Source organism: Kushneria marisflavi (genome assembly GCF_002157205.1).
Lineage (GTDB): Bacteria > Pseudomonadota > Gammaproteobacteria > Pseudomonadales > Halomonadaceae > Kushneria > Kushneria marisflavi.
Window position 1 is genome coordinate 2186001 of record NZ_CP021358.1, and the last position, 23067, is coordinate 2209067.

Genomic DNA, 23067 nt, shown 5'->3' on the forward strand with positions numbered 1-23067 from the left:
GACACCCAATCATGAGTAGCGACAAGAGCGTTCATGCCGACGCAGGCAGCCAACCGGAAACGGTGCGCCCGGCCGGACGGCAGGGTCTGATAAAGCCACTGCGCACCCTGCTGGATACCTCCGGGTTGATTGCCATCTTTATCGTGCTTTTTATCGCCCTGGCGGTGGCCATTCCCGATTTCATGACTGGCCGTAATATGGTCGGCCTGCTGCTGTCGGTGACCATTATTGGCACCATCGCCACCACCATGATGATGGTGCTGGCACTCGGTGAGGTGGATCTGTCGGTTGCCTCGATCGTGGCGTTTGCCGGCGTCAGCGCAGCGGTCATTACCAGTGCCTCGGGAAGCGTGCTGATCGGCGCACTGGGCGGCATTGCTGCCGGTGCCCTGGTGGGCGTGTTCAATGGCTTCGTGGTGGCGCGTTTTGGGATCAATTCGCTGATTGCCACGCTCGCCGCCATGGAGTTCGTACGGGGACTGGCCTACATCACCTCCGGCGGTGATGCGGTCATGATTACCGTGCCGGGCTTTTTCGAGCTGGGCAGCGCCTCGTTTCTGGGGCTGACCCTGCCGGTGTGGACCATGATCATCTGCTTTGTGATCTTCGGCTTCGTGCTCAATCTGACCGCCTTTGGGCGCAACGTGCTGGCCACCGGCGGCAATCCGGAAGCTGCGGCACTGGCCGGGGTCAACGTGCGCCGGCTCAAGATCATCGTGTTTGGGCTGCAGGGGCTGGTGGCCGGGATCGCCGGGGTGCTTCTGACCTCGCGCATGGGCCTTGGTGACCCGAATACCTCGATGGGGCTTGAGCTTGCGGTCATCTCGGCCTGTGTTCTGGGCGGTGTGGCGCTTTCCGGCGGTGTGGCCTCGATCACCGGTGTGCTGGTGGGCGTGTTGATCATGGGCTGCGTGCAAAACGCCATGGGGCTTTTGAACGTTCCGACCTTCTATCAGTACCTGGTGCGCGGCGCCATCCTGCTGTTGGCCGTATTGTTTGACCGCTGGAAACAGCAAAAGCGTCAGCGGGCCTGAACACGATCGGGTAGCGAGTCTCTCCTTCAACGCGTCTGGAGCATGTCATGAAACAACCTTCCCTGCGGTCTCTGGTTTTTCTGAGCGCCGGTCTTTTGTCACTGGGGGCCGCTCAGGCCATTGCGGCCTCGACATCCGGCACGCCTTCGACAGCCATGCCGCCCGGCGTTGAAAAGTTTGTCTTTGGCACCCTGCCTGACGGTCGCACCGTGCACGGCTATCGCATCAATAGTGGTGGGAATGTCGATATGGAGGTTATCGACTACGGCGGCATCATTACCTCACTCGAGACGCCGGACCGTCACGGCGAGAAGGCTGATATCGTGCTCGGCTTCGATTCACTGCAGGGCTATCTGTCGCCGGCCTACAAAAAGCTCAATCCCTACTTTGGCGCACTGATCGGGCGCTATGGCAATCGCATTGCGGACGGACGTTTTACGCTGGATGGAAAGACGTACCAGTTGGCGACCAACGATGGGCCCAACCATCTGCACGGGGGTGATGAAGGCTTCAATCAGAAGCTCTGGCAGGCCACGCCGTTTTCCTCAAGCGAGGGCAGCGGTGTGGTGATGCGCTATACCAGCGCTGATGGCGAGGAGGGCTATCCGGGCGAGCTGTCGGTCGAGGTTAAATACACCCTGACCCATGACGATACGCTTGCCATCGATTACCGCGCGAGCACCACAAAGGCCACGCCGGTCAATCTGACCCAGCACAGCTATTTCAATCTGAATGGCGAGGGCAGTGGCAGCATTCTCGATCACGTCATGACCATCGATGCCGCCAGCTACACGCCGGTCAACGACACGCTGATCCCGACCGGCGAAATCGCCACGGTCGCCGGTACGCCGTTTGATTTCACCCGACCCATGCCGATCGGTGCGCGTATCGAGGCCGACAATGAGCAACTGGCTCGTGGCAAGGGCTATGATCATAACTTCGTGCTCAAGCGTGAGCCGTCCGCCACGCCGGAGCGGGCCGCGCGCGTGACTTCCCCGGAAAGCGGTCGGGTGCTGGAGGTCTGGACCACCGAGCCGGGGCTGCAGTTCTACTCGGGCAATTTCCTGGATGGCAGCGTGACCGGCAAGGGCGGGCAGGCCTACGGGTATCGCTCGGGACTGGCGCTGGAGACCCAGCACTTTCCGGACTCTCCCAATCAGTCAAACTTCCCCTCAACGATTCTTCAGCCCGGCGAGACGCTTGAAAGCCACACGGTCTATCGTTTCTCGAGTGAGTAGCGGCCTCAACCGGCCTGAAGCCCTCGTCTCAGAAAGCCCGGTCACATGACCGGGCTTTTTGCATTTGTTCCCGTGTGGCTACCGCGGTTTAATCAAGCGTCTCTGCTTTTGTGATTAAACCTCTTGTCTTCAGGAGTTGCTGCCCGTGAGCGCCTTGCCGGTACCCTCACCTTCAGAATTTCATCTGGGCATTCTCATGCTACGCACCGCTTTTCCTCGCCTTTTGGGGGATATCGGGCATCCGGACAGTTTTGACTACCCGGTGCGCTATCAGACGGTGTCTTCTGCCAGCGTTCCGCGGGTGGTCAACGCGCATATTGATGAGTCCGTTGTGCTGGATTTTCAGCATGCCGGTCAGACGCTGATCGACCAGGGAGCCTCGATGCTTGCGACCTCCTGCGGCTTTGTCTGCGCCATTCATGACCGGCTTCAGAGCAGGCTTTCAGTGCCGCTGGTCTCCTCGGCGCTTAACGTACTGCCGAGCCTTTGTGATGACCCGGCGCGTGCCGGGCCGATCGGCATTCTGACCTTCGATGCTCGTGTTCTGGCGCAGATACCGCTGGGCCGGTTTCAAAGAGACCATGTGGTCATTCAGGGGCTGGAAGAGAGCCGGGAGTTTTATCCGACCATTCGTGAAGATCGCACGAGCTGGTGCGAGGCGCGTGTTGAAGCCGAGGTGATGGCCGCTGCGGATGCTCTCAAGGCCAGGGCAGCCGACATGACGACGCTTGTGCTGGAATGCACCAATCTTTCTCCCTGGCGGTTGGCCCTGTCGCATCGTCTGGGGATTGAAGTGCATGACATTCATACGGCCATCAGGCACGGTCGGTGCTACGGCCCCTTCTAGACACACCGAATGCCGGATTGATTCGACAACAACAAGGAAAATTGTCATGTGGCTGGTGCTCGTTCCCGTTGCGCTGCTGTTTGCCATTATCTTGCTGCCCATCCCGCGTATCGGCGGCAACGTCACGCTGGGACTGCTTGCGGCAGCGGCAGCAGCAGCCCTGCTGGGCGGGCTTTCGCCCACCGACGTTGCGAGCGCCGCCATATACGGTATCGACAAGCTGGCGTGGGTAATCATGCTCTCGATTTTCGGCAGCCTCTATGCCGAATCCCAGGTGCGACTGGGGGCCATGCAAACGGCGCTCGACAGCTTTCGAGCGCTGTTCGGGCGCTCTACCGCAGGGCTGGTCTGCGCGGTGATCATGACGCTGGTGCTCAGCGGATCGCTTCTGGGGGATGCCATCGCGGCGGCCACGGTTATCGGGCTTCTGGTGATCCCCACGCTCGCTTCTCTCAAGCTGAGCGGTGAACGTATCGCGGTGATTATCGTGATGGGGGCGGTCATTGGTTCGGGGATGCCGCCCATCTCGCAGTCGTTCTTTCTGGCGGCGTCGCTGACCGGTATCGATCCCGGTGACATCCTGGGATGGGCCTATCTGACCATGAGTGTGAGCGTCGTGATCGCCATGCTGATGGGGGTGTGGCTTTCCCGGAAGGTGCGCAGTGTGGACATGGCGGCTCCGGAGCCACTGGGTCAGGTACTGCGCGCGCGCTGGCGTACGCTGATTCCGATGACCGTGCTGCTGGTGATCGTGATCGCAGCGTCACTGGGGTTCAATCTCTTTGAGCATGTCCCCGGCATTGCTCAGGGGTGGCGGCACTGAAAGGCATTCCCATCCTGCGTGGCATGGCCTTTCGCGTGGTACTGGCCATTATCATGGCACTGCTGGTCACGCTGGCCTTTGCCACGGTTCGTCGTCAGGCCGGGGCCATCATGGTCAGCGGGCTTCGAAATGTCTCACGAACGGTGCAGATTCAGCTCAGTGCCGGGGTCATGGTCGGGGTGTTCTACCAGGCCGGCCTGATCGATCTGGTCCAGCAGGCCACCCAACATCTCGCGCCGCATCTGATGGCCACCGTCGGCGGGCTGGCCACGCTTGGCGTGGGGATGCTCACCGGCTCCCAGACCACCGCACAAACCATGATCGTGAGCATGATGGCGCCCACGCTGACGCACCTGGGCAAGGACCCGGTCGCGGTGGCGGTGGGGGCCGCGCAGCTGGCCATGGCCGGACAGTCGATGCCGCCGGTGGGACTGACCACCTTTGTGGTCACGGGGCTGGTCGGCGGCATTATAAAAACCCGGGTTGATCCGGTCAGGACCATGCTGATGGCACTGCCGGTCACGATCTATTTCACGCTGGTCGGGTTTGCTTTCTGGTTATTGGGGTAGAACATGATGCATTCATCAGTGGCCGTGCTCGGCGGCGGCATTGTCGGCAGCTGTACGGCACTGTCACTTCAGGAACGTGGCTTTCAGGTCACTCTGTTTGCGCCGGATGCCGAACGTGAGATGACTTCATATGGCAATGCCGGGGTCATCACGCATGCCTCGGTGATTCCGCTCAATATTCCGGGCGTCCTCGCCCGTCTGCCGCGCTATCTGCTCAATCGCGATCCATCGCTTCGTATTGCCCCGGGCGTCCTGCCCGGCATCACGCCATGGCTCTGGCGCTTCATGCGGGGATGTGAGCCCGGTTCGGTTGGAAAGCGTGCGGCCGCACTCAATACGCTCATTACGCCGGCACTGGCGGCACATCGTCACTGGGCGGGCCCTGCAGGTGCGAGTTCGCTCTTTCACGAGCGTGGCTGGACCAAGCTTTATCGACAGCCCGGCGCGCTGGGGCGTATTGCCGGCGAACGGGCGCTTTGGGACAGCAATGGCGTCCGCTTCGATCTGCTTGAAGGCGAGACGCTGGAAACGGTGTTCGAGGGCGCCTCGAAACACTACACCCTGGGGGTACGTATTCCCGACACCGCGCATGTTGACAGTCCCGGCGCGCTGGTCGAGCGCTACCGGTCCCTGTTTGTGGCCCGTGGCGGGGAGTGGCGCCGTGATACGCCAAAAGGGATCGAGCCCTGCGCCCGGGGCTATCGCGTGGCCGGTCATGAAACATATTTCGATCAGGTCGCGGTCTGTGCCGGCCCGTGGTCGATGGAGCTGGTACGCCCGCTGGGCTACCGCCTGCCGATGGCGTTCGAGCGGGGCTATCATCAGGAGTTTTCGCTGGACAACGGCCAGGCGCTGATGGCGCCTTTCCATGATGTCGACGGTGCCTTCGTCTGCTCACCGATGAAAGGGGGGGTACGGGTATTGACCGGCATCGAGTTTGATCGACGTGATCGGGCAGCGACCCCGCACCAGCTTGCCCGCATACTGCCCCGGGTTCGTGACGTGCTTGCCCTGGGGCAGGCGCGAAGCGAGCCGTGGCTGGGGCGGCGGCCTTCCATGCCGGACGGGCTGCCGGTCATTGGTGCTGCGCCCCACCATCCAGGGTTATGGTTCGGCTTTGGCCACGGTCATATCGGGCTGTCTACCTCGGCCGTCACCGGCCAGTGGCTGGCCGAGGCGATGGCCGGCAAGGACAACACCCCGGCCATGGCGGCCTTCAGCCCGGGTCGCTTTGCCTGATTACTGTCGCGTTCGTTCCGGCGGCGTCGTACCACAGGTGCCTTCGCAGGTGTTACAGCGCTGACGACCGGTCAGCCAGCCTGAAATGCGATAGCGTCTGGGGGCAAACCACAGATAGACCCGATCCGCGATGGGGCGTATCAGCGGCCAGCGCAGGGGAGCGGTGAGCCAGCCTCGGCCGACGAGTGACCAGGCGCGATGGGTGACGTCCAGCCCGCGAATGCGCTGGCCGTGAACGTCACCCAACAGGATGGCGCTGGCTTCCTCGCGGTCCACGTCGGGGTAACGGCTCGTGAAGTCCTCGGCATGAATGTTTTCAAATTCGATGCGCCGGCCCTGATCGAGTCGCTTCAGATGGTTGATCTCATTGACGCACAGCGGGCAGTTGCCGTCATAGAAAAGCGTCAGTTCGGCCATGAAAGGCCTCCGAAAAAGTATCGTGTGCCCATCAGCATAGCGGATCAGGGCGAATAACGATCAGGGTGTGCCGAGCAGCTCAAGCATGACGGGCATGGCCAGCATCGCCAGCAGGGTCTGTCCGGTAATGATCGCCGCCATCAGCTCGGCATCCCCGCCGAGCTGGCGGGCCAGGATATAGGCCGAGGTGGCCGTGGGCAGCGCGGCAAAAAGCAGGGCAACATGGCGGTCCACCCCGTGCAGGCCGAACAACCAGGCAAGCCCCAGCACCAGTACCGGGGTGGCCACCAGCTTGAGAAGACTCGATAACCAGAATGCCCGGCCGCCACGCCACAGCGCCTTCGGACGAAGCGCCACCCCCACGGCCACCAGACCCAGAGGCAGGGCGGCCTGTCCCAGAAGTGCCAGCGCCGGAGCGCTCAGGCCTGGCAGGCCGATACCGCTGACATTGAGCAAAACGCCTGCCAGACAGGCCAGAATCAGCGGATTGCGTACCAGCGCCAGCACACTCTTGCCGACACTGGCAGGCCCCTGCGTGCCGGAGACGATAAAGGCCAGCACGCACAGGATATTGGCCGTGGGCACCATCAGTGCGATGGCGACGGCCGCGACGGTCAGCCCCGGCTCGCCGTACAGCGCCGCAGCACCGGCCACGCCGACATAGGTGTTAAAGCGCACCACCCCCTGAAAGGCCGAAGTGAACACCGGAGGGGAGAGCGCCAGACGCGCGCGCGCCAGCCACAGGGCGCTGCCCAGCACGATCATGGTGCCGACCAGCGTCAGGGCCAGCGGCAGCACCGACACCTGACGGACATCGGCGATGGCGAGCGTGGCCACCAGCATGGCCGGGAACAGCAGATAGTAGATGAAGCGCTCGAGTCGCGGCCAGAACTCACCGCCTGGAAAGCGCGCCCAGCCGAGCACTGCACCCAGCGCGATCAGGGCAAAGAGCGGTGCCAGCGCATCAACGATGCTGCTCATGGTTCATCCTTGTCTAAAGGCCGTCGTGGAGACTGCTGCACGGTCCCTTGATGGATTCGATGTTTTTCAAGGGCTCGGCTTAGCGTGCCAGATAATCGATCGCGGCCAGATAGCCAAAGCTGCCCATGCCGGCAATCACCGCCTCGGCGCGCGAAGAGATATACGAGTGGTGGCGAAACGCTTCGCGGGTATGAATGTTGGACAGATGCACTTCGATGACGCGTCCTTCAAAGGCCTTGAGCGCATCCAGCAGCGCGACCGAGGTGTGCGACCAGGCCGCCGGATTGATGATGATGGCGTCGAAGCGTTCGCGTCCCTCATGGATGCGATCAAGCATCACGCCTTCGTGGTTGGTCTGCAGGAAATCGGTGGCCAGGCCCTGGTCGAAGGCACGGTGACGAATGGCATTTTCGATGTCGGCAAGCGTTTCAGAGCCGTAGATTTCCGGTTCACGCTTGCCCAGCAGATTCAGGTTGGGACCGTTGAGGATTAAAACGTTCATCGTGACTCCGGGCAGGTAGGGCATGACACGGCATCAGCCGGGTCGAAAGCGCTATCCTGCCACGGCGTGTGTCCGGTTGCATTACGCCCTCATGTTAACGACCGATCCTGTCAGGACGCCCGTGCCGTCACTGTGTGAAGGCGTGACTGTGCGGCCAGCCGGATCGGGGCATTGACCGCGCCGAACTGGGTATAGTCGCCGCGGCGTTCAATGATCTCGAAATGGAAACGGCCGTCAAATAGATCGGTGTAGGCGTGAAGGAATTCGCCGTGCTCGCTCTGATCATAAAGAATGTGGCGCGCGCGCATGGCCTCCACAAGTGCGTCGTCCAGCTCGATACGGGCGGCCAGATCGTCGTAGTAGTTGTCCGGAATGGGCACCAGCCTCAGCCCCCTGGCGATCAGTTGATCCAGTGTGGCGAAGATGTCGTCGGTGGCCAGCGCGATCTGCTGGATGCCGCCACGGCCCTCGCTCATGAAGCGTCCGGGCAGGGTGTCATGGGCAGGAGAAGTGTTGAGCACCAGACGGATGGTCTGATCCTGGCTGACCAGCGCCTGACTGACGACCAGGCCGTTGGGGTCGGCCATCTCGTGTTCGATGCTGGCTTCGAGGCCGAACACGGTTCGAAAGAAGAGCTGCCAGCGCAGCCGCTGGGTAGGCGCCACGGCCGTGGAGAGATGATCGATGCTGGTGATGCCGGCCTCAAGGGGGACTGGCGCTTCGAACAGAAAGAAATCGGTGCGCCACTGACGGTCGCGGGCAGTGTCGGGGTCGACCAGATAGATCAGGCTGTCATTGACGCCGCGAATGGCGGGCAGGCGCAGCTCGCCAGGCCCGACCGGGCCTTCAAAGGCACAGGCCCTGTAGGTCTGCGCGCGCGCCATGGTCTGCTCGGGGTGGTCGGCACGAACGCCAATGGCACAGACCGAGAGGCCGTGCATGAGCCGGTAGGTGTGTGCAAAGATGTGCGTGTCCATGTTGAGCACCAGATGCACCTTTCCCTGACGCCAGAGGTCGATGTTCTTGGAGCGATGGCGTCCGATGTGACAGAAGCCGAGCAGGGTCAGCATCTTCCCCAGCGCTTTGGCCTGCGTTTCGTCTAGGGTGAATTCCAGAAAATGGATACCCTGAAAGCTCGGTGATGTCGCCGGAGTGTTCGGGGCGGACGTCTCATCACGCAGATGCTCGGCCAGAATCATCGAACGCATGCCATCCAGCGCCGTATCGCGAGCACAGGCCATGCGAAAATCGGTATTGAAGATCTCGTGCGACAGCGGACCTTTATAGCCGGTACGCCCCAGCGCGCGCATGAAGCCTGCCATGTCGAGCCCGCCCTGACCCGGAAAACAGCGGTAGTGGCGACTCCAGTTGAGCAGGTCCATCTGCATCAGGGGGGCATCGGCAAGGTGCACCAGAGAGATCCGCTCCCCCGGAATGTCGGCGATCGGCGCTGTCGGCAGGCCCGGGGCCAGCACATGAAAACTGTCCAGCACCAGGCCCAGCGCCGGATGGTCGGCGCGCTCAACGATCGCCCAGGCGTGGCGATAGTCGTTGATATGGCGCCCCCAGGCCAGTGCCTCGAAACCGATACGCAGGCCGTGCGCCGCGGCGCGTTCGGCCAGCTCGCGCAGGTCCTCGGCGGCGCGGGCATCATCCGCCACGCTCAGCGGTGACGTGTTGCTGCAGATCAGCATGAAGTCGGTCCCCAGCGCCTTCATCAGGGCAAACTTGCGCTCGGCGCGGACAAGATTGCGGCTGCGATGAGGCTCGGGCATGGCCTCGAAGTCGCGAAAGGGTTGAAGGGCAATGATGACAAGACCCAGTGACTCGGCCAGCGCCCGCACGGTTTCCGGGGCACCGTTCCAGGTGAGCAGATCGTTTTCAAAGATTTCGATGCCGTCGTAGCCGGCCCGGGCCACGGCTTCGAATTTGCTGCCCAGATCACCGCTGAGAGAGACGGTCGCAATCGATCGCATCCTGACGACTCCATGAACTGTATCGAAATGGGGCGGCCTCGCCGCGCATGATCAATGCTCGAAAAACACGGTCTCCTGTGCACCCTGAAGATGAATGTCGATACGGTAGACGTCCGTGTCATCGCGTCGGGCCAGCAGGGTCGCTCGGCGCTCGATCGGTACTTCAGCCAGCACGGGGTCGCCATCGTTGTCTTCGTCGTCGAAATAAAACCGTGTGGCCAGCGTATGCAGCAGGCCGCGGGCAAACAGATGGACGGCAATATGGGGAGATTCCGCCGCCGTGCGGCCAGGCTTTAGCGTCAGTATCGAGAAGCTGCCGTCCTCCCGGGTCGCAACGCGGCCAAACCCGTCGAAATCGGGGCGGGCATGTTGGGTATGAAAGTGCCCCTCGCCATCGGGCTGCCAGAATTCGAGCATCGCGTCATTGACCGGCTGGCCCGCGCCGTCAAACACCTGACCGTGCAACCTGATACGCCGTCCCGGGGGTAGATCGTTGCCCCGGAGCATTCTGATGTCGCCGTCGGGCAGCAGCGCGTCATGAAAAAAGGGGCCTACGGTCTGCGTGCCGGTGGGTAAATGGGCAGGCGCCGGAGGATGGGCATGTGCATCGCGCATGATCTGCTGCGGTGTCGGCGCCTGGTCGGTGATCTCTCGATGGGGCATGGGGTTACTCCAGAGGGGTGCCGTGGGGACCCAGAAACATGTCGAATCGATAGCCCAGCGCCTGTCCCGGAATATCGAAGCGACGGTCATAACGGGCAATCATCAGTTCGCGCACGCGTCGATCAGGGTTGGCCATGTAAATCGGGTCGATCGCCAGCAGCGGGTCGCCGGGAAAATACATCTGTGTGACCAGACGCTGGGAAAAGGCAGCCCCAAGCACTGAAAAATGGATGTGGGCGGGACGCCAGCCGTTGAAGTGATTGCCCCACGGGTAGGCACCGGGCGCGATGGTGATAAAGCAGTAATAACCCTGAGCATCGGTCAGGGTGCGCCCGGCACCGGAGAAGTTGGAGTCCAGCGGTGCGGCGTGCTGATCCTTTTTGTGGGTATAACGTCCGGAGGCGTTGGCCTGCCACAGCTCGACAAGGGCGTTGGGCACCGGCTGGCCGTCGGTAGTGCGTATCTGCCCGGCAATCACGATCTTTTGTCCCAGCGGCGTGCCCGCATGCTGCAGGGTCAGATCATTGTCCTCGCGCCCGAGATTGTGATGGCCGTATACCGGCGCAGTACGCTCGGCCAGGCCTTTCGGTGTAATGATAAGGTTGTTGCGGGGCCCTCTCAGGCGCGTGGATTGATAGGCATCAAACACCTGCGGAGGCTGGTGTTGCTCTACAGGGCCATTGAGTGCCGGATTGAAGGCGGTGTCGGAATCGCCGGGCATGGTGTTGTCCTTGTCATTGATCGCCCCAGCCATGCTGGCGGGCCAGAGAGAAGGCGTGATTGGCTGCGGGCACGCCGGCATAGGTCGCCACATGCATCAGCACCTGGCGTAGTTCTTCGACGGTCACACCGGTGCGATGGGCAGTCTTCAGATGCAGACCAAGCTCGCCATCGCGACCCAGCGCGGCCAGAATCGCCAGCGTGATCATGCTGCGCTGGGTCACGCTAAGGGTCTCGTCCCCCCAGAGCTCGCCCCAGGCGGTGCGGGTGATCAGCGACTGAAAGGGCATATCAAGATCGGTCGCCGCCGCCAGTGAACGGGCCACATGTTCAGGGCCCAGTACGCGTCGACGCACTTCAAGACCCGTCTCGAAGCCGATACCTTCCCCGGTAGGCCTCTCTGATGAGCGCAGGGCCTGGTGTAGATGTCGCGCCAGAACTTCGGGGGCCTCAACGGCCGGCACGTGGCCGATATCTTCCAGAAGCGTCACCGGGGCATCATCCAGCAGACGTCCCAGCGCCTTCAGCGCGGCAGGGGGCGTGGCCACATCCTCCATACCTCCCAGCAGCGCCAGCGGAGGCAGTTTCTCTTCCAGATCGTCACGCGAGGTGGAGAAGTCGGCCAGCGCTTCGCACAGGCGGGCGTAGCTTTCCCCGTCGCTCCGGGCGAGTTGTGCCATCCAGCCCTCGACAAGGTCGGGGCAGGTCGTACGTGTCGCGAGAGAAAACCAGCGAGGGGCAAGGGTGTCGGCCAGCGCCGCCAGTCCCTCGTGTCGGACGCGTTCTGCCCGCTCGTGCCAGTCCTGCGGGGTGGCGATCGTGGCGCCGGTACTGGTCAGCATCAGTCGCTTGAGACGCTGCGGGTGATACTGAAGCAGCGTCTGGCCGATGGCCGCGCCGATCGAGGTGCCCACGAAATAAAAGCGCTCGGCCCCGACGGCATCGGCCAATGCCACGGCGTCGTCGGCCAGTGTTTTCAGCGTGATGGCCTGCTGTATGGGCGCGCTGGCGCCATGGCCGGGCAGATCCCAGCTCAACAGGCGAAAATGAGGCAGCAGATGAGGCAGTAGCTCATCCCAGATGCCCTGATGCATGCCCAGAGGATGCGCCAGAATCAGAAGCGGTGCTGCTTCGGCACCGGTCAGTCGCCAGGCAATCCGGCGCTGATGCAGGGAAAGAAACCGCATGGTGACCTCGCTGAGAGAGCGTTGCGATGGCAACCGAAGCGCGTATTGATTGATGGAAGCCTGTTGGCATTCTGGTGGGGAGGGGGGCAAACAAGTGTGCTGAAGTGATTCTCGAGGCCGCGAATGAGCACACGTTAGACGATTGTTGCGCGCGGCAGGGATCGGAAAGTCTTACGACCCCTCAGGCACCGCGAATAAAGATGGCAGGCGTGATGTGCCAAAGTGTGGGGCTCGTGCCATGGCTATCGTCCCAGGTGGTCCAGCACCCGAGCGATCTGGTCATGAGCGCTGCCGAGCTGCGCTCTGGCATCCGATGAGTGCGTGGCGGCGAGATTGCGCGCCATGGCATCAATATGAACCTCCAGTCCCTCCAGGGTTATGGCCAGCTGGTCGAGGGCCCCTTCAAGCAGCTGCTGGGATTCGATCAGGGCGGCCCATTCGCTGTGCCACTCTCCAGCGGCACGCTCCAGTGGCTGGCTGGCGGCATGAAGGAAGGTGGTGACATGACCGTGGATGCCACGACTGGCCGCACGGATCAGGGTGCAACGGACAGGATTGCGCTTGTGGGCCATCGACGATGAGCCCCCTACGCCTTCGCCGGCGGGTTCGGCAAGCTCCTGAAGCTCGCCTTGAGCCAGCAGGATGATATCGCCGGCAATCTTGTCGGCGGCAACGGCCAGTGCATCCAGCGCGGTCATCAGGGCATGGATGGGTTGGCGGTTGGTGTGCCAGGGCAGCAGGGGCGCGCGCAGTCCCAGCCGTTGCGCCAGCGTCTCCATCAGGGGCAGCCCGCCCGGCAGGCCGCCATGAATGCCTACCGGGCCGCCAAACTGGACCGGCAGGCCTTTGATAGCGATGTCTGAAAGTCGCAGGCGTGCCTCGTCCAGTTGCAGCGCCCACTGCGCGGCACGCACGCCGAAGGTGGTCGGCAGCGCCTGCTGCATCAGGGTGCGACCAATCATCAGGGTGTCACCATGATGGCGCATCAGCTGCGCCAGAGCGTCCAGACTGCGCTCGACAAGCCCCAGCATCACTGGCAGTCGCTGTGCGCTGAGCTGCATCAGTGCGGTATCCAGCACATCCTGGCTGGTGGCGCCATGGTGATACCACTGTCTCAGTGACTCAGGCAGCGCGGCCTTCGCCTGCTGCACAAACGGGATGGCGGCATTGCCGCCCAGTGCGGTATCCGTCTCGAGCGCGACGGCATCGAAGACCTCGGGCGTCAAATGATGTGCCATGGCCAGGTACGTGCCCGCCGGCAGGATACCGTGTTGCTCTTCGCTATCCGCCAGCGCCAGCTCAAAGGCCAACATGGCCCTGATCAGCGCCGGGGTGGTGAAGTGCTCAAGCGCTGCCCTGCTCATGAAGGGATGCTGTAAAAGCTCGCGTGACATGACACCTCCGGCCGTTGTGACCGGCTCAGTGGGCCGACTGAGCCGATGGGGTATCAGTGGCGGGGATGAAGCGCGGCTTTAGAATATCGCTCAAGGCGCTATAGGGAATGGTCAGCGTGGGCTGGCCGATGGCATAGGGCCCGAGCGTGTAGGCGTCGTAGGTAACGGCCATGCTGTCCTCAAGCGGTGCGGCGTTGTCACTGGATGAGAACGGCCAGTTGAGGGGGTCCAGCGTCCTGCCCGCGTCGCTGTTGTTCTGCCAGTCCTGCCAGGCGTTTTTCAGCGCCGCCTCGAAGGCGGGCTGTTGCCCTTCCTTGAGCATGTCATCGAGTGTCACGACCTGATGGGTCCTTTCATCGATCACCATATAGTGGGTGCCCGGCATGCCGTGGGCGCCACCGGTCATCACATAGCTTTGCAGTTCGAGTACCAGCAGATCATCGTGCCGGCTGATCTCCTTTGCTTCCAGCGTTGAGCTATAGGGCCGGGGATTGTCCGAGTCCTGATTGGCCTGAGCGCTTTGATCGAAGAAGTTGTCGGCATAGGCCTCCACGGTGGTGGGGAGGGCATCCTCTGGCACGACCGAATCGCTGATCGGACTGCCCATCCGAATCAGGCGCCGTTCGATATCGCTGGAAAGCGCCGGGTCGCTGTCAAACTGGACCATGCGCACCTCAACGCTGGCACATTGATCGCCCTGGCAGTTCGGGTCGGTGATCGTACGATCAACGAAGGTGGGGGAAAGGCCCTTCTGTTGATCCTGATTCTGCTGACCCTGCGGGTCCTGAGCCCCGGTAGCCTCCGTCGTCGAGGACCCGCTGTCCTGGGTGCTGGTCTGACTGTCGGCATGTGGGTCATTCTTGGCCTGATCGCAGGCGGCCAGGGTCAGTAGCAGGGCCGGCACCGCCAGCCACCGATAGCGTGTAGGGTCGATCATTGAGGGCTCTCTTTCGTGACAGGTGGGTAAGGGGTCGGCCCGTTCAGGGGGCCGGTGCCGCCGCGCCGCGATAGTGGCTGCGCCAGTAGCGGTTGCCCAGCTGGGCAATGCTGACCTGACGACCGCTGCCAGGGGCATGAATCATTTGATTGTTACCCATGTAGATGCCGACATGGCTGACTCGGTTCCCTGAGCCGAAAAACATCAGATCGCCCGGACGGGCGCGGTCGATGCGCTCGAGCGCGTCAAACTGCTGCTGGGAGGTCCGCGGGATCTCGATGCCCGCTGCCAGAAGGCTGGTCTGGGTCAGGCCACTGCAGTCCAGCCCCGAAGGGGTGGTGCCGCCATAGCGATAGGGTGTCCCCAGCGCGTCACGGGCATGGTTCATCACCAGCACGCGCTCGATCGAGAGATCCTGCTGTTCGGAAATGGGCCCCATGTCACTGGTCTGCATTTCCGGGTTACCGGCGCAGCCGGCCAGCCACAAAAGCGTCATCAGCAGAAAGATCTCGCGCAGGCGCCGGGCGGGGCGCAGAGGCAGGCTTGAAGCAGCGAACAGTGACATGAGCAGGTTTCCGATCGGCAGCAGGTCTTGCGATATTAACCGCGAGCGTTATGCGTTTTCGAGCCCTGCCTGACGCGGAGGTTTGCCGACGCTGAAGGTGCGCCAGGATGCCAGGGCATGTTCGAGGCTGATCCGTAGGCATAAAAAACCCCGACGGCAGGCCGAAACCGTCGGGGCAGCACCGGTCGAGAGTGCGGTGCAAAAGGGTACTGATCGTTGAAACCCGGCGGATTAGAAGCGGTAGCTGATGCCGCTCATGATGACGACCGGGTCGATGTCCAGATGTGTCTTGTAGGTTTCACCTCCGGCACTGGCCGTCACGTTGGAATCGATATCCAGATACCAGGCGGCGGCATTCAGAGCCCAGTGATCATTGAGCACGAGATCCACACCGACCTGACCGGCCCACCCCCAGGAGTTCTCCATGTCCATGCTGGCGCCCTCGATATCGACGTTTTCCGCCGAGAATCGGGTGTAGTTGATACCGGCGCCGACATAGGGCTGTACGCGGGCATCGGTGCCGCCCAGCGGATAATACTGCAGGGTCAGCGTCGGGGGCAGGTGCTTGACCGAGCCGCCGTGATCGCCGTCCAGATTGAAATCATGCTTGAAGCGCTGCGCGGCCAGCAGCTCTACACCCCACTTGTCGAGGAAACGATAGCCGAAGGTGATCGCAAAACCACGACCATCCTTGACGTCGACCTTGTCCACTCCCAGTGAATCGTAATCACCGTTGTCGTCTTTTGGCGAAACCTTGGCAAGGCCGGCGCGGGTGAAGAAATCGCCCTGACCGTAAGTGGATTCAGCAGCCTGGGCAGTTGTACCCACGGTTACCCCGAGTGCCAGAGCGGCAATGGAAATAAGCGGCAGCGCGCGCATGTGTCTGGTTCCCCTGAACAGGTTTTTTCTGAAGTGGTTCGGGCTCCCCTTCAAGGCGTGATGCGCCTGACCCGATCCCTTTAAATGCCTGACATCATTGTGCCAGGCGAACGCTGTTCATTTATTGACGCACGTCAAATCCATTGAAAGAGATCTGATAACGCTGCATATACCGGTTGAAGATGAACTCATACGGTAAAGGCCATCCATGTCGCGCTACTGATGCGGTACCTCGATGATTCGTGTGATCACTTAACCCAACAGGGCCAGTGCGGCAAACATGCCCCCGATGGCCAGCCCCGAGATGACCAGCCAGATGATCAGATAGCCCATGATGTCGCGTGCTGAAAGTCCCGCCACGCCCAGCAGCGGCAGGGCCCAGAACGGCTGAATCTGGTTGGTCCAGCCATCGCCCCAGGTAAAGGCCATGATGGTCTGGGCCGGGTCGGCGCCGATGGCGGCGGCGGCCTCCATCATGATCGGTCCCTGAATGGCCCATTGACCGCCACCGGAGGGGATGAAGAAGTTGACGATGCCGGCGCACAGAAAGGTCAGGATCGGAAACGTGGCAGGCGTGGCGAGCGAGATGACGGCCTCTGAAAAGTACATGACCAGTCCCGAACCGGTCATCATGCCCGCGATGCCGGCATACAGCGGGAACTGCACGATGATGCCGCTGGCCGCACGAACCCCCTTTTCCGCGGCGCCCAGATAGGCCTTCGGGCTTCGATGCAGTAAAAGCCCCAGTGCCAGAAAGAAAATGATGACGGTGTTGAGGTCGATGTTAAGGCCATTGGTGGTGGCCTGAGCGATCAGATACAGGATGGCCATCGCCCCCAGAAACAGGGTTGGCAGCCGGCTGTGTTCAATGCGATCGGAAGGCGTACCGTCGTGGGTGGCTGGCGATTCGGCGGGTTCCGAGGCGGTCTGATCGGTCATCTGCAGGGTGATGATGTGCTCGGGCTGTTTCTGGCGGGCGAAAAAGGCCAGCAGCAGCGCCAGCAACAAAAGGGTCAATGCGATGTTCCAGCCGGAATAAAGCGTCTGCGACACCGGCACAATACCGATCGCGTCCTCCATGAAGTGCCCGGGCGTGGCAATCACCAGTGGAATCGATGATGACGGGCCTCGCACCAGCTCCCCCCCATAGGCGGCCGCCACCAGCAGCGGGAAATGGATACCCTTGACCCGATGCCCCATCTCGCGCGCCAGAATGGCGCCTGCCACCATGCCGAAGCCCCAGTTGAGGTAGTAGCAGACAAAGCTGACCACGATGGTCAGCAAAATGGCCTGACGTGGCGAGCCGGCTCGCCGGGTCAGGCCGGACAGCGCGGTCTGGACCACTGGCGTCAGGGCCAGCACATAGCCGGTCAACAGCACCAGCGTCATCTGCATACCGAAGGTGAACAGTCTGGAAAAGCCATCTCCCCAGTACGTCACCATCTCGATGGGGGATTGCCGGGTAATACCCATGCCAAGGGCGAACACGATGGCCGTCAGCATGACGGCCAGCATAAAGGCACTGGGCAGATAACGCTGGACGATGCGAACCGAGACGTTGGTGATGGCTTCCATGGCGCTTCCCTGCATTCCATCGTTTGAGAGGTTGGAACTGCCTGAGCCGTGGTAACGTCAGGCCGGCATTTTCCAGAGAGCAACCTGCTGTTGTCATGCGTTGGAGTGGCAGGAAACCCGCGCCCGAGTGTACGGCGAGGGTATGATCGAACATCGTGCTGGAGTGGGCGGGAGGCTTGCATGAACCTGAGGTTCGTGCAGCAGCCAATTGTTGACAGCGAGACTGCCCCAGCTGTTTCGCTGGACGAAAGGACGGTTTCACGCCAGGGTCAGGACGTACGGATCGATTGATCCCTGAATCACTGCATCAACAGGACAGACCATGAGTGACAACACCCCGCTTTTGAACGACCAGTCGCTGGACTTTCTCGAACGCTATCTCAACAACGCCTCGCCCACCGGCTACGAGTGGGAAGGTCAGAAACTGTGGATGGACTACCTGCGCCCATGGGTCGATGAGTTCTTCACCGACACCTACGGCACGGCGGTCGGCGTGATCAATCCCGATGCCGACTACAAGGTGGTCATCGAAGGCCATGCTGACGAGATCAGCTGGTATGTGAACTACATCTCCGATGAGGGGCTGCTCTATGTGATTCGCAACGGCGGCAGCGACCACCAGATCGCACCGTCCAAACGGGTCAACATCCATACGAAAAACGGCATCGTCGAAGGCGTGTTCGGCTGGCCGGCGATCCATACCCGCCGCAGCCCCGGCAGCGAAGAGCAGGCGCCCAAGCCGGACAACATCTTTATTGATGTGGGTTGTGACAACAAGGAGGAGGTCGAAAAGCTCGGCGTCCATGTGGGCTGTGTGATCACCTACCCGGACACCTTCAGCATCCTCAACGGCAACAAGTTCGTCTGCCGCGCGCTGGATAACCGCGTGGGCGGGTTCATGATTGCCGAGGTGGCGCGTCTTCTCAAGGAGAACGGCAAGACGCTCGATTTCGGTCTCTATATCGTCAACTCGGTTCAGGAAGAAGTCGGCCTGCGCGGCGCGCAAATGATCGCCGAGCGCATTCGCCCGGACGTGGCGATCGTCACGGACGTGACCCACGACACCCACACGCCGATGATTGATCCCAAGAAGGAAGGCAGCAACAAGATGGGTGCCGGCCCCGTGATTGCCTGGGCCCCGGCGGTGCAGAACCGCCTGCGCGAGCGGATTCTGGACGTGGCCGAGAAGGGCAACATCCCCTTCCAGCGGGTCGCCAAGTCGCGTGCCACCGGCACCGACACCGATTCCTTTGCCTACAGCAATACCGGTGTGGCCTCGGCGCTGATCTCGCTGCCGCTGCGCTACATGCACACCACCGTCGAGATGGTGCAGCGCGAGGACGTCGAAAACGTCATTCGTTTGATCTACGAGACGCTTTTGAACATCAAAAAGGGCGAGACGTTCAGCTATTTTGACTAGCGATTACTGCCTGGCTATCCGGCGCCCAGAGCGCCGGATTTTTTTATGCCAGAGAAGGCGTTCGCGTCAGGGCCAGTCGAACGCCCAGTGCCACGAACATGACCCCGACACCGCGCTCTAGCCACGCCTTGAGCCTGACCCCGGGTCGCAGGCGCTGCCCGCCCAGCGTGACGGCGGCGATCAGAACAGCGCTCCAAAGGGTGCCCACGACATCAAAGGTCAGCCCAAGGGTTAGAAAAGCGAGCGGTTTGAGCGTCGATGCCGGGTCAATGAACTGCGGCATGAAGGCCATGAAAAAAAGCGCCACTTTCGGGTTGAGCACGTTGGTCAGAAAGCCCTGACGAAACAGCGTGCGCAGACGGGCAGGGCGGGCACGCGTCACCGGAGCCTGCGGGGTCTGATGGCGTCGCTTGAGCAGCGCCGACAGGCCCAGCCAGATCAGATAGAGCGCCCCGACCCATTTGACCACCGTAAATGCCATCGCAGAGGTGGCCAGAATGGCCGACAGCCCAAGAGCCGCCGCCAGTACATGCACCAGCGTGCCGGTACTGATGCCCAGCGCCGTCACCGCGCCCTGCTGCCAGCGGCCCCCGGCGGTGCGCGCCACGATCAATAGCGAGTCCGGTCCCGGCGTCATGTTCAGGATCAGGCCCGAGAGCATGAAAATGGCGAGATCATGGATGCCCAGCATGCGATGTCCTCTAATAGTGAGGGTTTAAACGGTTTTTCTAATAGGCCAGCCGGCCCTTCAATTCGTCAAAGGGGCGCATGACCCGTTGTTGATAGGCGGGTCTTGTCTGCAACTGCTGGTACCAGCGTCGAACATTGGGTAGTTCGGGACGCGATATCCCTTCTATCTCGAAATAGCGATACAGCGTTGTGCCGGCGGGAATGTCGGCCAGTCCCAGGGCTTCACCGCTGAGCCAGGGCTGTTGGCGCAGCTGATCATCAAGGCGCTGGTAAAGCTGGTCGCAGCGTTTGAGCGCCCTTGAAATGGCAGCCTGACCACGCTGCGCGGCCGGCGTTCGGTAATAGCCCCAGAAGATACCACCAAAAAAGGCCGGTTCCAGTTCTGACAGCGACCAGTCGACCCAGCGGTCGATCAGCGATTGCGCTGCGGGTGTCTCACGCTTGAAGCTATCGTTGCCGTACTGCGACGCCAGGTAGCGAAGAATGGCATGGGTTTCCCAGATGATGGTCGTGCCATCCACGATGACCGGGATACGCCCGCCCGGATTCATGGCCAGAAATTCAGGACGGTCCAGTCCTCCATGTTCGCCGCCGGCAGGAATGTGCTGGTAATCAAGCGAGAGTTCGTCGGCCAGCCACAGCACCTTTTGCACGTTGTAGGAGCTTGTGCGTCCATAAATCTGCAGCATTCTGCTTTTTCCTTTTTGTACACTCGATACTCGAAAAACAACGCCATAGGCAGGAGAAACCGGCATGCCCCTGGAGTTTCGCTGGTCAGGATTTGATGCGCTCAGCACGCGCGAATTTTATGAGATCGTGACCGCGCGCGAAGCGGTCTTTGTGGTGGAGCAGCAGTGCGCCTATCAGGAAGTGGATGCCCTTGACCCGCTTGCCTGGCATCTCAGGGCAACCGTGAATGGTCAATTGGCCGCTTATGTCCGCCTTGTCGGGCCCGGCGACAAGTTCGCCGAGCCCTCGATCGGTCGGGTAATGACGCTCAAGGCCTTTCGCGGGCACCAATATGGCCGGGCGCTGATGAGTGAAGCCATTCGTTTCACCGAGGAAATCTATCCGGGCCTGGGCATCAGGATTGGCGCGCAGGTCTACCTGACGGCTTTCTACGCATCCTTTGGATTTGTCGCCGTCAGCGACCCTTATGAGGAAGATGGCATACCCCATATCGATATGCACAGGCCCGCCGTGACGCAATAAGAACCACGCCATTTCTGAATCGACAGCACATTGCCTGCTCTCCGGCCAAAAATTCGCTCGTCCGTGGCAGGGGAGCCCGGCATGGTCGACACTGGCACCCACACGTTTTAAAGGAGAAACACATGACCACCTTTACCGAGAAGGCCCCGGGTGTGGCCGAGGAAATTCCGACAGCCGCGGCGGGCTTTACGCTCAACCACTCAATGGTGCGCATCAAGGACCCGGAGCGTGCCCTGCACTTTTACACCCACGTGTTCGGCATGCGCCTGCTGCGCAAGCTCGACTTCCCCGAGCTCAAGTTCACGCTCTATTTTCTGACCCAGCTTTCTCCGGAAGACAGCGTGCCGGAAGACCCGGATGAGCGCACGATCTGGACCTTCAGCCAGCGCGGGCTGCTGGAGCTGACCCACAACTGGGGCACCGAGGAGGACCCTGAGTTTGCCTATCACAACGGCAACTCGGACCCGCAGGGCTACGGGCATATCTGCTTCAACGTGCCGAATCTGGAAAGCGCCGAGACCTGGTTCGAGGACATGGGCGTCGAGTTCATCAAGCGCGCCAATGACGGCAAGATGAAAAACGTGGTGTTCGTGAAGGACCCGGACGGCTACTGGATCGAGGTGATTCAGGCTGATCTGATGGCCGGCGCCGGGCAGTAACGCCCGGCCGCGTCAGCCGAGGCCTGGCCCGTTGGGCGTTCGCTGCTCCGCAGGGGCGTCCTCCGGTGTCTGGGTCAGCGTCGTCTCTTCAACAGGGGCGGCGCGCTGCTCCTGGGGCTGCTCGCCGTGCAGGCTGTTGCGATCCGGCATCATCACGCGCATGCGGGGGAAGGCGTCCGGGTATTCACGGGCAATAAAGCGAATCAGCCCCTCGCGCATCTCGCAGCGCAGATCAAACGTATCGCCGCCGCCGCGGGCGCTGACCAGCACGCGTAGCTGCATGTTGTACTCGGTCATTTCAAGAAGCTGTACCTTGCATACCACGCCGCTCCACAGCGGTGAGTTTTGTGCGATGCGGGTGGCCTCTTCCTGCAGCGCGTCCAGCGGCAGCGAGAAGTCGGCATAGAGCATTACGCTACCGATCAGGTCATTGGTCTTTCGTGTCCAGTTCTCGAACGGGTTGTCGAGAAACCAGTTGATCGGTAGTACCAGTCGTCGCCAGTCCCACAGCCTGACCACCACATAGGTCAGCGTCAGCTCCTCGATCCAGCCCCATTCGCCCTGCACCACTACCGCGTCATCAAGCTGGATCGGCTGGGTCATGGCGATCTGTACGCCGGCCAGCAGGTTGCCGAAGATCTTTTGCGCGGCAAAGCCCAGTACCACCCCCATGATGCCGGCCGAGGCCAGAATGCTGGTGCCGAGCTGTCGCACCTTGTCAAAGAGCATCAGCATCGAGGCCAGCGCTACCAGTACGATGATGAAATTGACCAGCTTGCGCAGTACGGCAATCTGCGTGTGCACCTTGCGCGCGGCCAGGTTGTCGGCCACATCGACGCGATAGTGCTCCCTGAGCGCGCGCTCGACGATATTGACCCCGTGAACCAGGATGCCGGCGACACTGCCAATCAGCAGCATGCTGGTGAGGTTGTGGATGGCGAGATCAAAGCGCTCGGAAGTGACAAAAAGCGGAAACAGCGAAAAGAGCAAAAAGATCGGGAAAAGTGCTGCCGCGGCCCGGGCCATGAAGGGGGCGAGGAAGCGCTCGAAGTACCCCTGGCGAGTGTCAGACCAGCGGTCCATGACCGCAATGACTCGCCGGGAAACCCGCACGAACAGCCAAAAGCCCAGAAATACACCCACCACGTTGGCCAGCGTCATGATGGTGGGTTGCCAGCCCAGCGCGTCGGGCACCAGATAATAAAGGGCCACCATGACGCCATAGCACCAGACCAGACATACCAGCGGCGGATGCACGGCAAGGGCTGCGACATTGAGCAGATGCCAGCGCCCGTTCGCCAGACTGCGCAGGCGAAGGTGCACCACCTTTAAAAGGCCGTGCAGCGCCACGACGACGGCAATGGCCATCACCGCCAGGCTCCAGTGGGGAAGGGTGGCAAGCCAGGTCATCAGCGGATCATGCATGATCAAATCCCGTTGGCAGTTTGATACGAAGGCTTTTGTGACCTTAGTACAGGAACGAGACCTTCGTATCACGGGTGTTAATCCCACAATATGGGATCGATGTTCGTATTTTGGG

Annotated in this window: 24 protein-coding genes; 9 read left to right on the plus strand and 15 right to left on the minus strand. The window is 61.5% G+C overall.

What is annotated here, in order from left to right; genetic code table 11:
- Positions 1-11: 11 nt before the first annotated feature.
- The 6 genes from araH to B9H00_RS10000 all read left to right on the plus strand — a co-directional run bounded on the left by araH (position 12) and on the right by B9H00_RS10000 (position 5750).
- Positions 12-1034, plus strand: coding sequence for an L-arabinose ABC transporter permease AraH (gene araH, locus B9H00_RS09980; protein ID WP_086900530.1), 1023 nt, complete (start codon positions 12-14; stop codon positions 1032-1034).
- A gap of 47 nt (positions 1035-1081) precedes the next feature.
- Positions 1082-2272 (plus strand): aldose epimerase family protein, encoded by a 1191-nt coding sequence (locus B9H00_RS09985; protein ID WP_086900531.1) that lies wholly within the window; start codon positions 1082-1084, stop codon positions 2270-2272.
- 145 nt (positions 2273-2417) lie between these two features.
- Positions 2418-3119 (plus strand): aspartate/glutamate racemase family protein, encoded by a 702-nt coding sequence (locus tag B9H00_RS09990; RefSeq protein ID WP_086900532.1) that lies wholly within the window; start codon positions 2418-2420, stop codon positions 3117-3119.
- A gap of 46 nt (positions 3120-3165) precedes the next feature.
- Positions 3166-3942 carry a TRAP transporter large permease subunit gene (locus B9H00_RS17110; protein ID WP_211329622.1) on the plus strand — a complete coding sequence of 259 codons (777 nt, stop codon included), beginning with the start codon at positions 3166-3168 and terminating at the stop codon, positions 3940-3942.
- Complete coding sequence (locus B9H00_RS17115; RefSeq protein ID WP_211329623.1) at positions 3930-4511, plus strand: TRAP transporter large permease subunit; 582 nt, start codon at positions 3930-3932, stop codon at positions 4509-4511. The genes B9H00_RS17110 and B9H00_RS17115 overlap by 13 nt, the downstream gene beginning before the upstream one ends.
- 3 nt (positions 4512-4514) lie before the next feature.
- Complete coding sequence (locus tag B9H00_RS10000) at positions 4515-5750, plus strand: NAD(P)/FAD-dependent oxidoreductase (RefSeq protein WP_086900533.1); 1236 nt, start codon at positions 4515-4517, stop codon at positions 5748-5750.
- On the opposite strand, the gene B9H00_RS10005 is transcribed toward B9H00_RS10000, so the two are convergent.
- The 12 genes from B9H00_RS10005 to B9H00_RS10060 form a co-directional block, all read right to left on the minus strand.
- Positions 5751-6167 (minus strand): thiol-disulfide oxidoreductase DCC family protein, encoded by a 417-nt coding sequence (locus tag B9H00_RS10005; protein WP_086900534.1) that lies wholly within the window; start codon positions 6165-6167, stop codon positions 5751-5753.
- A gap of 60 nt (positions 6168-6227) precedes the next feature.
- Entirely contained in the window at positions 6228-7148 is a 921-nt protein-coding gene (locus B9H00_RS10010) for an AEC family transporter (protein ID WP_086900535.1), read from the minus strand.
- A 79-nt stretch (positions 7149-7227) separates the two neighbouring features.
- The gene (gene aroQ / locus B9H00_RS10015; RefSeq protein WP_086900536.1) at positions 7228-7650 is read right to left on the minus strand and encodes a type II 3-dehydroquinate dehydratase; all 423 of its coding nucleotides are present in this window, start codon (positions 7648-7650) and stop codon (positions 7228-7230) included.
- A 110-nt stretch (positions 7651-7760) separates the two neighbouring features.
- On the minus strand, positions 7761-9626 hold the full coding sequence (locus B9H00_RS10020; RefSeq protein ID WP_086900537.1) for a bifunctional sugar phosphate isomerase/epimerase/4-hydroxyphenylpyruvate dioxygenase family protein: 1866 nt from the start codon (positions 9624-9626) through the stop codon (positions 7761-7763).
- Positions 9627-9677: 51 nt separating this feature from the next.
- A complete protein-coding gene (pcaG, locus tag B9H00_RS10025) occupies positions 9678-10289 on the minus strand; it encodes a protocatechuate 3,4-dioxygenase subunit alpha (RefSeq protein WP_211329624.1) in 612 nt (203 codons plus the stop codon).
- A 4-nt stretch (positions 10290-10293) separates the two neighbouring features.
- Positions 10294-11010 (minus strand): protocatechuate 3,4-dioxygenase subunit beta, encoded by a 717-nt coding sequence (gene pcaH / locus B9H00_RS10030; protein ID WP_086901817.1) that lies wholly within the window; start codon positions 11008-11010, stop codon positions 10294-10296.
- A 13-nt stretch (positions 11011-11023) separates the two neighbouring features.
- Positions 11024-12196 carry a bifunctional 3-oxoadipate enol-lactonase/4-carboxymuconolactone decarboxylase PcaDC gene (gene pcaDC / locus B9H00_RS10035; protein WP_086900538.1) on the minus strand — a complete coding sequence of 391 codons (1173 nt, stop codon included), beginning with the start codon at positions 12194-12196 and terminating at the stop codon, positions 11024-11026.
- A 242-nt stretch (positions 12197-12438) separates the two neighbouring features.
- A complete protein-coding gene (locus tag B9H00_RS10040; protein WP_086900539.1) occupies positions 12439-13590 on the minus strand; it encodes a lyase family protein in 1152 nt (383 codons plus the stop codon).
- 25 nt (positions 13591-13615) lie between these two features.
- Positions 13616-14527 carry a DUF3298 and DUF4163 domain-containing protein gene (locus tag B9H00_RS10045; RefSeq protein WP_157663208.1) on the minus strand — a complete coding sequence of 304 codons (912 nt, stop codon included), beginning with the start codon at positions 14525-14527 and terminating at the stop codon, positions 13616-13618.
- A gap of 43 nt (positions 14528-14570) precedes the next feature.
- Positions 14571-15092: a C40 family peptidase gene (locus tag B9H00_RS10050; protein WP_086900541.1), complete on the minus strand. Its 522-nt coding sequence runs from the start codon at positions 15090-15092 to the stop codon at positions 14571-14573.
- A gap of 231 nt (positions 15093-15323) precedes the next feature.
- Positions 15324-15971 carry an OmpW/AlkL family protein gene (locus tag B9H00_RS10055; RefSeq protein ID WP_086900542.1) on the minus strand — a complete coding sequence of 216 codons (648 nt, stop codon included), beginning with the start codon at positions 15969-15971 and terminating at the stop codon, positions 15324-15326.
- Between the two features lie 252 nt (positions 15972-16223).
- Complete coding sequence (locus B9H00_RS10060) at positions 16224-17546, minus strand: short-chain fatty acid transporter (RefSeq protein WP_086900543.1); 1323 nt, start codon at positions 17544-17546, stop codon at positions 16224-16226.
- A 322-nt stretch (positions 17547-17868) separates the two neighbouring features.
- Here B9H00_RS10060 and B9H00_RS10065 point away from each other — a divergent pair, with 322 nt between their 5' ends.
- On the plus strand, positions 17869-18966 hold the full coding sequence (locus B9H00_RS10065) for a M42 family metallopeptidase (RefSeq protein ID WP_174678721.1): 1098 nt from the start codon (positions 17869-17871) through the stop codon (positions 18964-18966).
- A gap of 43 nt (positions 18967-19009) precedes the next feature.
- Here B9H00_RS10065 and B9H00_RS10070 read toward each other — a convergent pair whose 3' ends face one another.
- Positions 19010-19657: a LysE family translocator gene (locus B9H00_RS10070; RefSeq protein WP_086900544.1), complete on the minus strand. Its 648-nt coding sequence runs from the start codon at positions 19655-19657 to the stop codon at positions 19010-19012.
- Positions 19658-19694: 37 nt separating this feature from the next.
- A complete protein-coding gene (locus tag B9H00_RS10075; RefSeq protein ID WP_086900545.1) occupies positions 19695-20345 on the minus strand; it encodes a glutathione S-transferase family protein in 651 nt (216 codons plus the stop codon).
- Positions 20346-20409: 64 nt separating this feature from the next.
- Here B9H00_RS10075 and B9H00_RS10080 point away from each other — a divergent pair, with 64 nt between their 5' ends.
- Positions 20410-20868 carry a GNAT family N-acetyltransferase gene (locus B9H00_RS10080; protein ID WP_086900546.1) on the plus strand — a complete coding sequence of 153 codons (459 nt, stop codon included), beginning with the start codon at positions 20410-20412 and terminating at the stop codon, positions 20866-20868.
- A gap of 122 nt (positions 20869-20990) precedes the next feature.
- Positions 20991-21527 (plus strand): lactoylglutathione lyase, encoded by a 537-nt coding sequence (gloA, locus tag B9H00_RS10085; protein WP_086900547.1) that lies wholly within the window; start codon positions 20991-20993, stop codon positions 21525-21527.
- Between the two features lie 12 nt (positions 21528-21539).
- Here the strand turns inward: gloA and B9H00_RS10090 are convergent, their stop codons facing one another.
- On the minus strand, positions 21540-22952 hold the full coding sequence (locus B9H00_RS10090; protein ID WP_086900548.1) for a mechanosensitive ion channel family protein: 1413 nt from the start codon (positions 22950-22952) through the stop codon (positions 21540-21542).
- Positions 22953-23067: the final 115 nt, after the last annotated feature.

What these genes read in the sequence shown, in the direction of transcription:
- araH (WP_086900530.1), top strand. Translation starts at nt 12, where the DNA reads ATGAGTAGCGACAAGAGCGTTCATGCCGACGCAGGCAGCCAACCGGAA.
- B9H00_RS09985 (WP_086900531.1), top strand. Translation starts at nt 1,082, where the DNA reads ATGAAACAACCTTCCCTGCGGTCTCTGGTTTTTCTGAGCGCCGGTCTT.
- B9H00_RS17110 (WP_211329622.1), top strand. Translation starts at nt 3,166, where the DNA reads ATGTGGCTGGTGCTCGTTCCCGTTGCGCTGCTGTTTGCCATTATCTTG.
- B9H00_RS10000 (WP_086900533.1), top strand. Translation starts at nt 4,515, where the DNA reads ATGATGCATTCATCAGTGGCCGTGCTCGGCGGCGGCATTGTCGGCAGC.
- B9H00_RS10005 (WP_086900534.1), bottom strand. Translation starts at nt 6,167, where the DNA reads ATGGCCGAACTGACGCTTTTCTATGACGGCAACTGCCCGCTGTGCGTC.
- B9H00_RS10010 (WP_086900535.1), bottom strand. Translation starts at nt 7,148, where the DNA reads ATGAGCAGCATCGTTGATGCGCTGGCACCGCTCTTTGCCCTGATCGCG.
- aroQ (WP_086900536.1), bottom strand. Translation starts at nt 7,650, where the DNA reads ATGAACGTTTTAATCCTCAACGGTCCCAACCTGAATCTGCTGGGCAAG.
- B9H00_RS10020 (WP_086900537.1), bottom strand. Translation starts at nt 9,626, where the DNA reads ATGCGATCGATTGCGACCGTCTCTCTCAGCGGTGATCTGGGCAGCAAA.
- pcaG (WP_211329624.1), bottom strand. Translation starts at nt 10,289, where the DNA reads ATGCCCCATCGAGAGATCACCGACCAGGCGCCGACACCGCAGCAGATC.
- pcaH (WP_086901817.1), bottom strand. Translation starts at nt 11,010, where the DNA reads ATGCCCGGCGATTCCGACACCGCCTTCAATCCGGCACTCAATGGCCCT.
- pcaDC (WP_086900538.1), bottom strand. Translation starts at nt 12,196, where the DNA reads ATGCGGTTTCTTTCCCTGCATCAGCGCCGGATTGCCTGGCGACTGACC.
- B9H00_RS10040 (WP_086900539.1), bottom strand. Translation starts at nt 13,590, where the DNA reads ATGTCACGCGAGCTTTTACAGCATCCCTTCATGAGCAGGGCAGCGCTT.
- B9H00_RS10045 (WP_157663208.1), bottom strand. Translation starts at nt 14,527, where the DNA reads ATGATCGACCCTACACGCTATCGGTGGCTGGCGGTGCCGGCCCTGCTA.
- B9H00_RS10050 (WP_086900541.1), bottom strand. Translation starts at nt 15,092, where the DNA reads ATGTCACTGTTCGCTGCTTCAAGCCTGCCTCTGCGCCCCGCCCGGCGC.
- B9H00_RS10055 (WP_086900542.1), bottom strand. Translation starts at nt 15,971, where the DNA reads ATGCGCGCGCTGCCGCTTATTTCCATTGCCGCTCTGGCACTCGGGGTA.
- B9H00_RS10060 (WP_086900543.1), bottom strand. Translation starts at nt 17,546, where the DNA reads ATGGAAGCCATCACCAACGTCTCGGTTCGCATCGTCCAGCGTTATCTG.
- B9H00_RS10065 (WP_174678721.1), top strand. Translation starts at nt 17,869, where the DNA reads ATGAGTGACAACACCCCGCTTTTGAACGACCAGTCGCTGGACTTTCTC.
- B9H00_RS10070 (WP_086900544.1), bottom strand. Translation starts at nt 19,657, where the DNA reads ATGCTGGGCATCCATGATCTCGCCATTTTCATGCTCTCGGGCCTGATC.
- B9H00_RS10075 (WP_086900545.1), bottom strand. Translation starts at nt 20,345, where the DNA reads ATGCTGCAGATTTATGGACGCACAAGCTCCTACAACGTGCAAAAGGTG.
- B9H00_RS10080 (WP_086900546.1), top strand. Translation starts at nt 20,410, where the DNA reads ATGCCCCTGGAGTTTCGCTGGTCAGGATTTGATGCGCTCAGCACGCGC.
- gloA (WP_086900547.1), top strand. Translation starts at nt 20,991, where the DNA reads ATGACCACCTTTACCGAGAAGGCCCCGGGTGTGGCCGAGGAAATTCCG.
- B9H00_RS10090 (WP_086900548.1), bottom strand. Translation starts at nt 22,952, where the DNA reads ATGCATGATCCGCTGATGACCTGGCTTGCCACCCTTCCCCACTGGAGC.